Source organism: Microbacterium sp. Root280D1, from assembly GCF_001428975.1.
GTDB lineage: Bacteria > Actinomycetota > Actinomycetes > Actinomycetales > Microbacteriaceae > Microbacterium.
The window spans coordinates 113,044-125,966 of the sequence record NZ_LMJK01000002.1 but is presented as its reverse complement, the minus strand read 5'-3'; the positions used below and the strand labels follow the sequence as shown (position 1 = coordinate 125,966).

17 protein-coding genes are annotated in these 12,923 nt (G+C 67.7%); 9 read left to right on the top strand and 8 right to left on the bottom strand.

The window, feature by feature from the left end:
- The first annotated feature begins 142 nt into the window (after positions 1–142).
- Positions 143–1,621 (top strand): MDR family MFS transporter, encoded by a 1,479-nt coding sequence (locus ASE34_RS06740; RefSeq protein WP_053095548.1) that lies wholly within the window; start codon positions 143–145, stop codon positions 1,619–1,621.
- A 26-nt stretch (positions 1,622–1,647) separates the two neighbouring features.
- Here ASE34_RS06740 and ASE34_RS17990 read toward each other — a convergent pair whose 3' ends face one another.
- On the bottom strand, positions 1,648–1,791 hold the full coding sequence (locus tag ASE34_RS17990) for a hypothetical protein (RefSeq protein WP_200955163.1): 144 nt from the start codon (positions 1,789–1,791) through the stop codon (positions 1,648–1,650).
- A 95-nt stretch (positions 1,792–1,886) separates the two neighbouring features.
- Between ASE34_RS17990 and ASE34_RS06735 the strand changes: the two genes are divergently transcribed.
- Positions 1,887–2,468, top strand: a complete 582-nt coding sequence (locus ASE34_RS06735; protein WP_056278019.1) for a 1-acyl-sn-glycerol-3-phosphate acyltransferase — start codon at positions 1,887–1,889, stop codon at positions 2,466–2,468.
- A 10-nt stretch (positions 2,469–2,478) separates the two neighbouring features.
- Here ASE34_RS06735 and ASE34_RS06730 read toward each other — a convergent pair whose 3' ends face one another.
- Positions 2,479–2,700: a hypothetical protein gene (locus tag ASE34_RS06730; RefSeq protein ID WP_053095546.1), complete on the bottom strand. Its 222-nt coding sequence runs from the start codon at positions 2,698–2,700 to the stop codon at positions 2,479–2,481.
- A 69-nt stretch (positions 2,701–2,769) separates the two neighbouring features.
- Here ASE34_RS06730 and ASE34_RS06725 point away from each other — a divergent pair, with 69 nt between their 5' ends.
- Positions 2,770–3,303: a DUF6328 family protein gene (locus tag ASE34_RS06725; protein WP_056278016.1), complete on the top strand. Its 534-nt coding sequence runs from the start codon at positions 2,770–2,772 to the stop codon at positions 3,301–3,303.
- A 9-nt stretch (positions 3,304–3,312) separates the two neighbouring features.
- Here the strand turns inward: ASE34_RS06725 and ASE34_RS06720 are convergent, their stop codons facing one another.
- Positions 3,313–3,867: a Dps family protein gene (locus ASE34_RS06720; RefSeq protein WP_056278013.1), complete on the bottom strand. Its 555-nt coding sequence runs from the start codon at positions 3,865–3,867 to the stop codon at positions 3,313–3,315.
- Positions 3,868–3,963: 96 nt separating this feature from the next.
- Here ASE34_RS06720 and ASE34_RS06715 point away from each other — a divergent pair, with 96 nt between their 5' ends.
- The 3 genes from ASE34_RS06715 to ASE34_RS06705 all read left to right on the top strand — a co-directional run bounded on the left by ASE34_RS06715 (position 3,964) and on the right by ASE34_RS06705 (position 5,354).
- Positions 3,964–4,473, top strand: a complete 510-nt coding sequence (locus ASE34_RS06715; RefSeq protein WP_414855534.1) for a GNAT family N-acetyltransferase — start codon at positions 3,964–3,966, stop codon at positions 4,471–4,473.
- A gap of 104 nt (positions 4,474–4,577) precedes the next feature.
- A complete protein-coding gene (locus tag ASE34_RS06710) occupies positions 4,578–4,877 on the top strand; it encodes a Fe-S cluster assembly protein HesB (protein ID WP_053095543.1) in 300 nt (99 codons plus the stop codon).
- A gap of 132 nt (positions 4,878–5,009) precedes the next feature.
- Positions 5,010–5,354: a LysR family transcriptional regulator gene (locus ASE34_RS06705; RefSeq protein WP_053099048.1), complete on the top strand. Its 345-nt coding sequence runs from the start codon at positions 5,010–5,012 to the stop codon at positions 5,352–5,354.
- A 3-nt stretch (positions 5,355–5,357) separates the two neighbouring features.
- Here ASE34_RS06705 and ASE34_RS06700 read toward each other — a convergent pair whose 3' ends face one another.
- The 4 genes from ASE34_RS06700 to ASE34_RS06685 are packed head-to-tail and all read right to left on the bottom strand — an operon-like array spanning position 5,358 to position 8,458.
- On the bottom strand, positions 5,358–7,022 hold the full coding sequence (locus ASE34_RS06700) for an ABC-F family ATP-binding cassette domain-containing protein (protein ID WP_056278010.1): 1,665 nt from the start codon (positions 7,020–7,022) through the stop codon (positions 5,358–5,360).
- 55 nt (positions 7,023–7,077) lie between these two features.
- Positions 7,078–7,326: a hypothetical protein gene (locus ASE34_RS06695; protein WP_056278008.1), complete on the bottom strand. Its 249-nt coding sequence runs from the start codon at positions 7,324–7,326 to the stop codon at positions 7,078–7,080.
- A 26-nt stretch (positions 7,327–7,352) separates the two neighbouring features.
- Entirely contained in the window at positions 7,353–7,889 is a 537-nt protein-coding gene (locus ASE34_RS06690) for an isochorismatase family protein (protein WP_056278005.1), read from the bottom strand.
- Between the two features lie 5 nt (positions 7,890–7,894).
- Positions 7,895–8,458: an alpha/beta fold hydrolase gene (locus ASE34_RS06685; protein WP_053095540.1), complete on the bottom strand. Its 564-nt coding sequence runs from the start codon at positions 8,456–8,458 to the stop codon at positions 7,895–7,897.
- A gap of 232 nt (positions 8,459–8,690) precedes the next feature.
- Here ASE34_RS06685 and ASE34_RS06680 point away from each other — a divergent pair, with 232 nt between their 5' ends.
- Entirely contained in the window at positions 8,691–9,797 is a 1,107-nt protein-coding gene (locus ASE34_RS06680; protein WP_056279006.1) for a N(5)-(carboxyethyl)ornithine synthase, read from the top strand.
- 6 nt (positions 9,798–9,803) lie between these two features.
- On the opposite strand, the gene ASE34_RS06675 is transcribed toward ASE34_RS06680, so the two are convergent.
- Entirely contained in the window at positions 9,804–11,576 is a 1,773-nt protein-coding gene (locus ASE34_RS06675) for a GNAT family N-acetyltransferase (protein ID WP_056278002.1), read from the bottom strand.
- A gap of 84 nt (positions 11,577–11,660) precedes the next feature.
- Here ASE34_RS06675 and ASE34_RS06670 point away from each other — a divergent pair, with 84 nt between their 5' ends.
- Both ASE34_RS06670 and ASE34_RS06665 read left to right on the top strand, forming a co-directional pair.
- Complete coding sequence (locus ASE34_RS06670; protein ID WP_056277999.1) at positions 11,661–12,440, top strand: alpha/beta fold hydrolase; 780 nt, start codon at positions 11,661–11,663, stop codon at positions 12,438–12,440.
- Positions 12,441–12,606: 166 nt separating this feature from the next.
- Entirely contained in the window at positions 12,607–12,879 is a 273-nt protein-coding gene (locus ASE34_RS06665; RefSeq protein WP_056279005.1) for a hypothetical protein, read from the top strand.
- Positions 12,880–12,923 lie beyond the last annotated feature (44 nt).

The following is a 12,923-nucleotide window of genomic DNA, read 5'->3' as shown; positions in this document are numbered from 1 at the left end:
CCGGACGCGCTCAGCGCGGGCGTCCGTCCGCTGAGAGCGGATTCAGAGGGATCCGGAATGAAATGTCCGAACCTGTGGTTACGCTGAGTGGTCCCCGCGCACTCGCGCGATCTCCCCCTCTCTTCAGTGCCTTGGAGGCCGTATGTCTGCCGTCGACACCGGGTCGATCACCACGCCCCCTCCCGCGCGCAGCGGCGAGATCGCCCGCAGCGACATGCGCGTGATCTGGCTCCTGCTCGTCGCCGCGTTCGTCGCGATCCTCAACGAGACCACGATGGGCATCGCGATCCCCCATCTGAACGTCGATCTGGGCATCCCGCCCGAGCTCGGCCAGTGGCTGACGAGCGCGTTCATGCTCACCATGGCGGTCGTCATCCCGACGACCGGGTTCATCCTGCAGCGCTTCACGACCCGTCAGGTCTTCATCGCCGCGATGATCTCGTTCTCGCTCGGAACCCTGGTCGCCCTCGTGGCGCCCGGATTCGAGATCCTCCTCGCCGGCCGCGTCATCCAGGCCGCCGGCACGGGCATCATGATGCCGCTCCTCATGACCACCATCATGAACGTCGTCCCCGCCCAGTCGCGCGGACGCATGATGGGGCGCGTCGGACTCGTCATCTCGCTCGCTCCCGCGATCGGACCGACGCTCGCCGGTGCGGTCCTCGAGACGCTCCACTGGCGTGCGCTGTTCGCGATCATCCTGCCCATCGCGCTCGTCTCGCTGCTCATCGGCGTCAAGTGGATGACCAACCTGGGTGAGACCCGCGTGGTCCCCCTCGATGTCGTCTCCATCCCGCTCGCCGCTCTCGGATTCGGCGGCATCGTCTTCGGTCTCAGCCAGTTCGGCGGCGAAGGCGGATCCGGCGAGACCGCCGGTGTCGTCGCTCTCGTCGTGGGTGCCGTCGCACTCGCGCTGTTCGTGTGGCGCCAGCTGGTGCTGCAGCGGGTCGACGACGCACTGCTCGACCTGCGCGTGTTCCGCTCGGCGAACTTCACGTTCTCGGTCGTCATCATGACGATCCTCGCGCTGTCGATGTTCGGGACGCTGACCCTTCTGCCGCAGTACCTGCAGAACGTCGCCGGCCTCAACGCCCTCGAGTCCGGCCTCATCCTCCTTCCCGGTTCGGTGCTGATGGGTCTGCTCGGCCCCATCATGGGTCGGGTGTACGACGCACGCGGCACTCGCCCGCTGCTGATCCCCGGAACGATCCTCGTGTCGGCCGCGCTGTTCTACTACTCGACCGTCGGCGAGCACACCGTGTGGTGGGTCCTCATCATCGTGCAGGCGGCCATGTCGGTCGGACTCGCGATGTCGTTCACGCCGTTGTTCTCCGCGTCGCTCGGGTCGCTGCAGCGTTCGCTGTACTCACACGGCTCCGCTGTGCTGAACACCCTCCAGCAGGTCGGTGGCGCGGCGGGCGTGGCGGTGCTGACGGTGACGTACTCCGCCATCCTGCACGCCGGAGAAGCCGAAGGGCTCCCCACGGCGGTCGCCGGTGCGCCGGGTGCCCGCATGGCATTCCTCATCGCCGCGATCATCTCGCTGGCTGCGGTGGCGCTGAGCCCCTTCGTCCGCAAGCCGGCAGACGACGTCTCCGGCGGAGCGCACGGCGGGCACTGATCGTCCCGCTGCGGCGGCGTCTCCTGCTACTGCGTCTGCGGCGCAGGGAAGTGGCAGACGCCGCCGCTGCAGTACCCGGCGGCGTCGTCATCAAGCAGGTTCGGAGTTCCGGTCAGCGGCTGAAGCACGGTCGGTGCGTCCTGCTCGGCGGAGTCCTGTGTCTTGGCCATCATTCGATCGTACGCCTGTGGCGACGGCATGGCGCGGAAATGCGGCGGCGGCCGGGGGCGGCTGATCATCAGACGTTCTGCCCTACGGTGGACGAGTGCTCAAACGACTCCTCGCCCGCTTCTTCTGGGCAGTCAGCCGCTGGACCCTCACCGCCGAGGCCACTCCTCAGAGACCCACCATCCTCATCGGTGCGCCGCACACGTCCAACTGGGACTTCGTGCTCATGCTGGCGATCGCGTGGAGACTGGGCATCGAGGTGCACTGGCTCGGCAAGAACAGCCTGTTCCGCGGGTGGCGGGGTCCGATCATGCGTCGTCTCGGCGGCATCGCCGTCGACCGCGCCGACCCGGCGCGGGTCGTCAACGACGTCGTGGAGCAGGTCCATTCCGGCGGCGTCTTCGGCCTCGTGATCACGCCCGACGGCACTCGCGGGGGCAACGAGTACTGGAAGTCCGGCTTCTATCGGATCGCACGAGAGACCGGGATGCCGGTGACTCTCGGTTTCGTCGACCGCACCACGATGACCACCGGACTCGGCCCCACGATCGAGCTGACGGGGGACGTCGCCGCTGACATGGACAGGATCCGGGCGTTCTACTCAGACAAGGCCGGTCTCCGTCCCGAACGCCGCACCGTGCCGCGGCTGCGCGAGGAGCACGCGAACGGCGACAGCTGACAACGCCGTCTCAGGCCGAGTCCTCCTGCTCGATCTCCGACCGGGCCTCGGAACGGGCGTACTCCAGATCGTCGTCGGACAGCGTCTCGGCCATGCCGACCACAGCCCCGGTGATCGTCCTGATCTCATCCCGCGTTCGCTCGCCGAGGTGCGGCGCGGTATCTCCGAGCACCTCGACTCGCGCCTCGAGCGACAGCCCGGGCCACCACTCGCGGATCGGTGGAAGCGTCATCCCCTGCTCCTCGAGTGCATCTGCGCAAGAGTCTGGACAGACTCCGAGCGGTGCCGCAAAACTGACTGCATGGAACCCGACCACCGATCTGCACCGTCGAGCGAGCTCGACGACCGACGAGACGGACGCGACGAGACTCGGAACGAGCGCGCCGACCGCAACTGGGAGGAGCTCCTGCAGGAGCTGCGAGTGATGCAGACCGGTACGCAGATCCTCACCGGATTCCTGCTGGCCGTCGCCTTCACTCCCCGCTTCGAGGACATGGACGAGGTCCAGAGGGATCTGTACGTGGTGCTGGTGGCACTCGCCGCGCTGGCGACGATCCTGGCGCTCGCGCCGGTGGGCATGCACCGGGCGCTGTTCGGTCGCCGCCGCAAACCCGAACTCGTCCGGGTGGCCGCTCGGATCGTGAAGATCGACCTCGTGGCGATCTCCGCACTGACGATCGGTGTGACCACCCTCATCATCGACTTCACCGTCGATCGCGCCGCCGGGCTCATCGCGCTCGTCTCCTCACTGGTCGCCGTCCTCCTCCTCTGGCTCGTCCTCCCGCGCCTGGTCCGGCGAGAGGCCGAACGTACGCGGGAGGACGAACGAGAGTGAGACGTCAGCTCAGCTGGTCGCGGGAGTGCGGTTCTCGGCACTCACCATCCACGCGAACTGCTCCAGGCTCTCGAGCACCGCGTGCAGGATGTCGGCCGACGTGGGGTCTTCCTCGTCGACGGCATCGTGCACGTCGCGGATCGTCCCGATCGTCGCCTCGAGGCGCGCGGTGATGAGGTCGATCGTGTCGGTCGTCGAGACCTCGCCCATCGGGAACGCGGGAAGAGAGGTCGATTCCGCGATCGTGTCCGTGCGTCCGTCGGGCACCGCGTGCAGTGCCCGCATCCGCTCGGCGACCGTGTCGCTGAACGTGCGCGCGGCGTCGATGATCTCGTCGAGCTGACGGTGGGTGTCCCGGAAGTTGCGTCCGACGACGTTCCAGTGTGCCTGCTTGCCCTGTAGTGAGAGCTCGATCAGGTCGACCAGCACGAGCTGCAGGTTCCCGGCGAGGGTGGGCGACGCCGTGAATCCCTTCTCGGCGTTCTGCCTTCTCGTCGTCTTCGCTCCGCGCTTGGATGCGGTGCCGGTCTTGGACGCGCTCTTGGACGTGCTCTTCTCAGCCATGAGTCCTCCTGGGGTTGGAAACTGCGAGATTAGCTCCGCTCGCGGCCCGTATCGAGGGGGTTGACAGTCCCCCCGGTCTCATCAGATCGTGGCGCAGTGACGAAATCAGAGAGAGCACAGACCGAGATCGACGACCACGCATCGGATGTGGTGATCGGCCCGACCTCGGAGTCGGATGCGGGTGAGGTGCTCACCCTGCAGCGCGCGGCGTTCGTGTCGGAGGCGCAGATCTACGGCAGCGCCGATATGCCCCCGCTGACCCAGACGCTCCCCGAAGTGGAGGCCGAGCTGCGTTCCAGCAGCGGCCTCGCGGCGCGGAAGGACGGACGGCTGGTCGGGGTCATCCGGTTCGTCGAGGACGACGGCGTGCTACTGATCGGCAGGATCGCGATCGCGCCCGACATGCAGGGAGAGGGCATCGGGCGCACGCTGCTCGACGCGGCCGAACGCGCGTCGAGCGCGGATGTGGCCGAGCTCTTCACCGGCAGTCTGAGCGAAGCCAACATCCGCCTGTACGAGTCATGCGGATACGAGCAGGCCGAGCGCGTGCCGCAGGGCGACGGAACCGAGCAGGTGTTCCTGAGAAAACCTCTGCATCAGGTGTGAGACCCCTCTGAACGGGCGCGTCGGGTTGAATCGTCCCGCCGAGTGCGGAATCGTGGCCCGTCACGCCGCACCCGCGTCGTGACCGCAACCGGAAGGAGAGTCTTGTGCTCACCCTCACCGATAACGCCACCGCAATCGTGAACACCCTCGTCAGCCGTCAGACCGACGCCGACGACGCCGGGCTTCGCATCCACTCCACGCCTGCCCCTGGACCGGATGGGGGTGCGCGCCTCGCCGTCCTCGTGACTCCGGACCCGGAACCCGACGACCAGGTCGTCGAGGTGTCGGGCACCCGACTCTTCCTCGATGAGACCGCCGCAGCCGCGCTCGATGACAAGGTGCTCGACGCCGGCGTCGATGACGAGGGATCCGTGTCCTTCGCCGTGCTTCCGCAGGTCTCCTGAGGAGATCCGCCACCGGATGCCGCGGCTCATCGAGCCGCGGCATCCGTGCGTCTGGGACTGCCGCGCATCCGCCTCGCGTAGGTTAGACGGAGACCCGTGATCGTCGCGGATCCAGAAGGACCGTTCCCCCGCATGAAGCTGGCATTGCTCCGTCGCTACGTCGTCCTCGCTGAGACGCTGCACTTCCCCCGAGCCGCTTCCCAGCTGGGCATTCCCCTGGCCTCCCTGTACACCTCTCTCGACAAGCTCGAGGACGAGGTCGGACACACGCTGATCAATCGCGAAGGGACGCCGCGACTCACGAACGTGGGAGAGCTGTTCCTCGCTGAAGCGCAGGCGACCGTGGCCGCCGCTCCCCCGCCCGCGCCGAAGACGGCGGGCCCGGCGGGCGGCAAGGCCAAGGCGTCCAAGGGCAAAGGTCGCGCGCCCATCGTGAAGGGTCAGCCGAAGCCCTACAAGAAGCGTCAGGGTCGCTGAGCCTCAGCGTTCGGTGACCTGGCCGCTCTCGACGGACCACCGCCGATCGGTCTGGACAGCCTCCAGCATCCGTCGGTCGTGCGTGACCAGCAGCAGAGTTCCGGTGTACGACTGGAGCGCCTGCTCGAGTTGTTCGATCGCCGGCAGGTCGAGGTGGTTGGTCGGCTCGTCGAGGACGAGCAGATTGACTCCCCGCGCCTGCAGCAGCGCCAGTGCCGCCCGCGTGCGTTCACCCGGTGACAGGGCTTCGACGGAACGCGTGACGTGGTCTGCCCTCAGACCGAACTTCGCCAGCAGCGTGCGCACCTCGGCCGACGACATCTCGGGCACGAGAGCCTCGAACGCATCGGCGAGCGCAGAATCGCCGATCAGCAGCGACCGAGCCTGGTCGATCTCGCCGATCTGCACGCTGCTCCCGAGCGCCGCGGTCCCCTCGACGGGTTGCTGTCGTCCGAGGAGCCCACGGAGCAGAGTCGACTTGCCGGCGCCGTTGGGACCGGTGATTCCGATGCGGTCGCCGACGTCCACCTGCAGAGACAGCGGCCCCAGCGTGAACGCGCCCTGCTGGAAGACCGCCCCGTTGAGTGTCGAGACCACGCTGCTCGATCGGGGCGCAGAGCCGATCGTGAACTCCAGCTGCCATTCCTTGCGCGGCTCCTCGACCTCGTCCAGTCGTGCGATCCGGCTCTCCATCTGACGCACCTTCTGCGCCTGCTTCTCACTCGACTCCGTCGACGCCTTGCGCCTGATCTTGTCGTTGTCCGGAGCCTTCTTCATCGCGTTCCGGACGCCCTGGCTCGACCATTCTCGCTGGGTGCGCGCCCGCGCGACGAGGTCCGCCTTCTTGTCGGCGAACTCGTCGTACTTCTCCCGCAGGTGCCGACGCACGACGGCGCGTTCCTCGATGTAGGCGTCGTAGCCGCCCCCGTAGAGACGATTCGATCCCTGGGCGAGATCGAGTTCGAGCACGCGGGTGACGCTGCGAGCCAGGAACTCGCGGTCGTGGCTGACGAGAACGACGCCGCCGCGGAGACCGCGTACGAACGCCTCGAGGCGCTCCAGCCCATCGAGGTCGAGGTCGTTGGTCGGCTCGTCGAGGAAGACGATGTCGAACCGCGACAGCAGCAGTGCGGCGAGTCCGACGCGAGCCGCCTGGCCGCCGGACAGGCCGGTCATGAGCGCGTCCTCCGCGACGCCGCTCGTGCTCGGGAGTCCGAGGTCGGCGAGCACCGCAGGGATGCGCTCCTCGAGATCGGCGGCACCGCTCGCGAGCCACCGATCGAGCGCCTGAGAATAGGTGTCGGCGGGGTCCGTGCCCGCCGGGGCGAGCGTGGGATCGCCGAGCGCCGCTGCAGCGGCATCCATCTCACTCGTCGCCGTCGCGCAGCCCGTGCGGCGCGCGATGTATCCCGCCACCGTCTCGCCGTCGACGCGCTCATGCTCCTGAGGCAGCCAGCCGACGAAAGCGTCGGTGGGCGCGAGCGAGATCGACCCGCCCATCGGCGCATCCACACCGGCGAGCAGGCGGAGCAGAGTCGATTTCCCTGCGCCGTTCGCACCTACCACGCCGATGACGTCACCGGGAGCGACAGTCAGGTCGAGGCCCTCGAAGAGGATGCGGTGGCCGTAGCCGCCTGCCAGGTTCTGGGCGACGAGGGTGGCGGTCATCAGACCAGTCTGTCAGGCTCACGGCTGGTCCACGCCCGCCCCGGCCCGGTGACCGTCAGGCCACGGCGCGGAAGAAGAGCGAGAACCAGAGGATGAAGAAGGCGACCTGAGCGAGCGTGCCGAGGATGCCGATCACCATCGCCCACCGAGCGAGGCCCCGGCCGGACTCGGTGTTCCCGGGAGCGTCCAGCTGTCGGCGCGCGAAGATCGACAGGATCACACCCGCAAGAGGGATCACGAACGCGGCGATGAAGCCCACCAGGGCGAGCAGGTTCGTCTTGGCCTGAGCTGCATACTGGGTCACGAGATCAATATAGGGCGCGGCTCTCGTCAGAGCGCGACCTGATCATGCGTCGCGATCGCGAACTCCTGCCCGGGATACCGCAGTCCCGAGAAGTACATGTTCGTGTGCGCGACGATCTGCTCACCTGAGATCGGCACGCCGTCCCACTCCGTGTCGACCGTCGTGTGCGCGTCACTCACGAGGGTCACGTCATAACCTTCCGCCGCCGCGCGCTGCATCGTGGTGCGTACGCAGGAGTCGGACTGCGCGCCGGTGATCACCAGTCGTGTCGCGCCGAGGGCGTCCAGGGTCTCGCGCAGGTTCGTGTCGGCGAAGGAGTCGCGGTAGCTCTTGCGAACCAACGGCTCTCCTTCGTCCCGCCGCAGCGGCGCGGCGAGCTCCCACTCGGGTGTGCCCACTCCGACGGGGTCGTGGTGGACCCAGACCACGGGAACCCCACCGTCGCGAGCGCGCTCTACGAGGCTTGCGGCACGCGCGAGCACACTGTGCTCGTCGAAGCATCCCGGCATCACGCCGGCCTGCAGGTCGATCGCGAGGACGACAGTGCGGCCAGATGATGGCATCCGAGTCAGTCCCAGTCCAGGTATTCCTCGATGATCACGCCGGTCTCGATCGGGTGGTGCATCGGGAACAGGTGGTCGCCGGCGATCGTCTTGATGCTGGAACGGTCAGGCATCGTGGCCTGCAACGCCTCGGCAGTGGCGGCCGGGGTGTCGGTGTCTTCGGTTCCCTGAACGATCAGCACGGGGATCGCCGGTGCGACGGCGATGTCGACGTCCTCGACGCCGAGCAGCAGCAGACCGTTGGCCCGGTCGCTGTGCGCTGCCACGAGGGCGCGTGCGATCGTCCCACCGAAGCCATGACCGCCGACCCAGGTGTCCTCGATTCCGACGTGATCGATCACGTCGATGACGTCGTCGACACGCTCGTCGAGCGAGGCATCGGATGCCGCGCGGTGGCCGATCCGCAGCACATGGAAACCCGCCTCTTCGGCGAGATAGTGCGCGGCGACGCCCAGCACGTCGGCGGCGAGTCCCTGCTCCTGGATCAGAACCAGCTTGACCGGACCGTCTCCCTCATCCACGAAGGGGATCGCGCGGCCCTCTGGCTCGAAGATCTGGGTATCGGTCATGGGCGCGCGGCTCCTCGTTCGGATGTCAGGGATCGCTTTCCAGCGTAGTCGAGCCCATCGGCGGAGATCGGCCCCGCCCCACCTCAGGCGCGCAGGGGCGTAGAGTCAGGCCAGGAGCTGACTCTGGTTCCCCGAAGATGGGAACCCGTTGTCAGACACGACACGCTCGTCCGTCCATACCCAGACCTCCGGCCCGGAGCTTCTGACCCTCGGCCTGCTGGCGAACTCCTCGATGGAGAACGAACGGCGCCTCCCGATCCATCCCCGCCATCTCGACCGCATCGACGCGGATGTGCGCGCTCGCATGATCGTCGAGCACGGGTACGGCGCCGACTTCCAGCTGGAGCCCGGCTATGTGGAGTCCCGCGTGGGCCGGGTCGCCGCGCGGTCTGACGTGCTCGCCTCCGCTGACGTGCTGCTGCTGCCCAAGCCGCAGCTCGCGGATGTCGCCGAGATCAGCGCTGGCGGCATCCTGTGGGGCTGGCCGCACTGCGTGCAGGACGTCGCTCTCACGCAGACCGCGATCGACAGCCGTCTCACGCTGATCGCCTTCGAGGCCATGAACCACTGGACCCCGCAGGGAGACATGAGCCTGCACGTCTTCCACAAGAACAACGAGCTGGCCGGCTACTGCTCGGTCATCCATGCGATGAGCCTCGTCGGCTCGACCGGGGACTACGGCCCGCGCCTGCGCGCAGTAGTCATCGGCTTCGGGGCGACGGCACGCGGCGCGGTGACGGCATTGAATGCTCACGGGGTGCACGACATCGAAGTCCTCACTCAGCGCGGGGCGGCCGCCGTGGGCTCCCCCATCCACAACTCGCACCTCACTCAGCTGAACACCGACGACGGCCCCACGCACCTCAGCGAGGTCGAGACGGAGGACGGCTCCGTGCTGCTCCCCGACTTCCTGGCGACGTACGACATCGTCGTGAACTGCACCCTGCAGGATGTCGCGGCGCCGTTGACGTATCTGCGCACCGAGGACCTGTCCCGTTTCGCCTCGGGCAGCCTGATGATCGATGTGTCGTGCGACGAGGGCATGGGCTTCGAGTGGGCGACCCCGACGACCTTCGACGAGCCGATGTTCACGGTGGGTCAGGGCGTGAACTACTACGCCGTCGACCACAGCCCGTCGTATCTCTGGAACTCGGCCACGTGGGACATCAGCGAAGCTCTCCTGCCTTTCCTCCGCACTGTGCTCGAAGGCCCCGACGCGTGGGCCGAGAGCTCGACGCTCACACGCGCGATCGAGATCCGCGACGGAATGATCCAGAATCCGAGCATCCTGAGCTTCCAGGGACGATCGACGGATTACCCGCACGCCCTGGCGGTGTGACGCGCGCTAGATGTTCCGTTTGAGCCCGACGTGGGCCGTCTGGTAGCCGAGCCGGGTGTAGAACGCGCGGGTGCGATCCCGAGCCTCGTCGGTGGTGATCTGTGACAGCGTCGCCCCCCGCGCACGACCGAACTCGTGCGCCCACTCCAGCATCGCCGCGCCCAGGCCCCGTGATCGCTCCGCCGTCGCGACACGCAGTCCCTCGATCTGCAGTCGGGTCGACCCGCCGCGAGAGAGCCCCGGGATGACGGTCAACTGCATGGTGGCGACGATGCGGTCGGCGCTGTCCCGGACGACCCCCAGGTAGTTGGATGCGTCGCGGATGACGGCGCGGAAGCCCGCCTCGTATCGGTCGAGTTCGACACTCTCACGGTCTGCACCGAATCGATCGTCCGACAGCAGCGCTGCGATCGCCTCGATGTCATCCCGGCTGGCCCGCTCGACACGGAAGGTTCGGCCGGCCACCTGCAGTCGTCCCCGCACCGAGGACCGCGCGTCGGCCTGCATCCTGGCTACGAGCAGGTCGAGCCATCCGCCGACATTGGTGCGAGCCTCTGCGGTGTCGGGATAGCGGCATCTCAGGTGCAGACCGGACTCGTCCAGGATGAACCACAGCATGACGCCGTCGGTGTCGGTTGCCGCGCTGACGTACTGGGCGTCGAGCCCGACGGAGTCGATCCGCACGGGCAGCCTGCGCAGATCCAGCCACGAGATCGCGAACATCCCTGGAGCCACCGGCATCCCACCCCACGGTGCGAGCACATCTGCGAGCGGCCACGTACCGAGTTGTACTGCTTCCTTGACGGCCGCTGCCGCAGCATGCGGTTCGGCGAGCTCCGATTCGAGGACGGAATTCGTGATGAACCAGCCGACCGAGTCATGCCAGTCGTCCTCGAAGCGACTGTGCACGGGGAACACGGCTCGCAGCGCAGTACCCGCGACTTCGCGCGTCACCGCGGTCATCGCGACCACCGCAGATGCGAGCGTGGAGACGCCATCGTCACGGGCCTGCGCGGCGAATGCCGCGGCGTCGTCGACATCGAACACATCGCGCACTTCCACGCGCTCGCGATGCGGCTCGGGTGCGCCGAGCGACAGGGGGAACTGCGGCATCACACCGCCGCTGTCCGCGATGATCGCTTCCCATCGCCGCCGCACGTGGTCCGGTGCAGGGTCCTTGTCCAGCAGCGCCTGCGTGTGTTCGACGAACGCCGGCGCCGACCTCGGCGTCGACATCGGCTTCGCGCCCGTCTTGCCCGCGTCCAGCGCGGACAGCAGATCGCGCACGATCACGAGCATCGACCACATGTCGACGTGCGCGTGGTCCGCCGCGATCACGACCGTGAGCCCCGCAGCGGTCTCCAGCACGCACAGCCGATGGGACGGACGTCCGTACGGGGAGCACTCCGCGTCGAGGATGTCGCGCAGCGCGTCATTGACCGCCTGACCAGGGCCCACCTGATGCTCGACCCAGCTTCCGGGGCTGATCTCGATCTCGTGAAGCGTCGGATCGCCGTCCGCACCACGTGCGAAGGCCGATCGCAGCGTGCCATGTCGAGCGACGACAGCCAGCCACGCATCCGCGATCGATTCACGATCGGTCTGTGCGGGCAACCGGAACGACAGAGCCATCCAGGAGCCGGGTCGGTCACCCGCCCCGACATGCAGTCGCTGGTCGAACGACACGGGCAGGGGTCGTCCGAGCCCGGACGCGCTGACGTCGTACCCCCAGAGCCGTCCGAAGGGGAGGCGGAGGTGCGTGACGTTGGTCAGTCGCATGGGTAGCACCATATCGTCCGGATAACCTGATCACTCAACACGACTGCCCGAGCAGACTCGCTCAGTCATCGATCGAGGAGCCTGATGCCCACCTTCGAGGTACCCGGAGCCGAGCTGGCTGTCGCCCTGAGCGATGAAGGCGGGCACCCCGTCGTCCAGCTGCATGGCCTCACGTCGAGTCGGGCCCGCGACCGGGTGCTCAATCTCGACCTCGGTCGCGGACTGAGCGGAACTCGACTCCTGCGGTACGACGCACGCGGCCATGGCCGTTCGACCGGGCGGAAGGTTGCCGACGACTATCGCTGGCCGAACCTGGCGGATGATCTTCTGCGGTTGCTCGATCATTGGTTCCCCGGCGAGCGCGTCCACGGGGTCGGCCCCTCGATGGGTGCCGCGACCCTTCTGCACGCTGCGTCGCTCGAGCCGGACCGCTTCACGGGACTCACACTCATGGTGCCGCCCACCGGGTGGAAGACCAGACCCGCTCAAGCGGATATCTACCGAGCCGCGGCTGCGCTGATCGAAGCCGATGGTGTCGAGGCGTTCCTCGCCAGCATGCGCGGATCGACGCCACCCCCGGCCACCGTCTCGGCCCCGGAGACATGGCCCGACGTCGCCGATGCCCTTCTGCCGTCATTGCTTCGCGGTGCAGCGCTCAGCGACCTGCCCGCCCCTGAGGTGGTCGCAGGGATCGATGTGCCGACGACGATATTGGCCTGGGTGGACGACCCCGGCCACCCGCTGTCGACGGCAGAATCCCTCGCCGAGCTGCTCCCGCACGCGACCCTGAGGGTCGCCCGCACTCCGGGAGACGTTCAAGTCTGGCCCGAGCTCTTGAGCCAGGATGTCGAGCGTCGCAGCTAGACCGGCTGTGCGCGCCGAGTTCGCTCGCGACTCCGCGGCATGGCGATCATCGCCAGTCGCTGTCACCCTCGTATCCGCACCGACCGCGCAGTGATATCTTCATGCGGTGAGGCCAGAATTCGGGGATACCGCAGGCGCGATTTTCGCCGTCACCCTCGTGGTGGACATGCCGATCACCAAGCTCCATGCGCTGGACGTCATCGCTTTCGCGGCGGACAGCGCCATCCGAGACGCCCGCACCGCGTCCCCTCGGGTACCGCTGTCGCCCGACGCCTGGGCAGAGGTGCAGATCCCACGCTTCGCCGATCCGCCGCCGATCGCCATCGACGTCTGCTCTGACGCAAGCGTCGAAGTCGCGAGCGCTGCCGCCGACCGCCTCACGGAGGCACTGATGCAGGTCGGCTGGACCGTGCGTGCTCGACGTAGCGACGAGATCTGATTCGCACCCCGCGGCTTCGTACGCGCCGGTGCCGATCTCCTCAG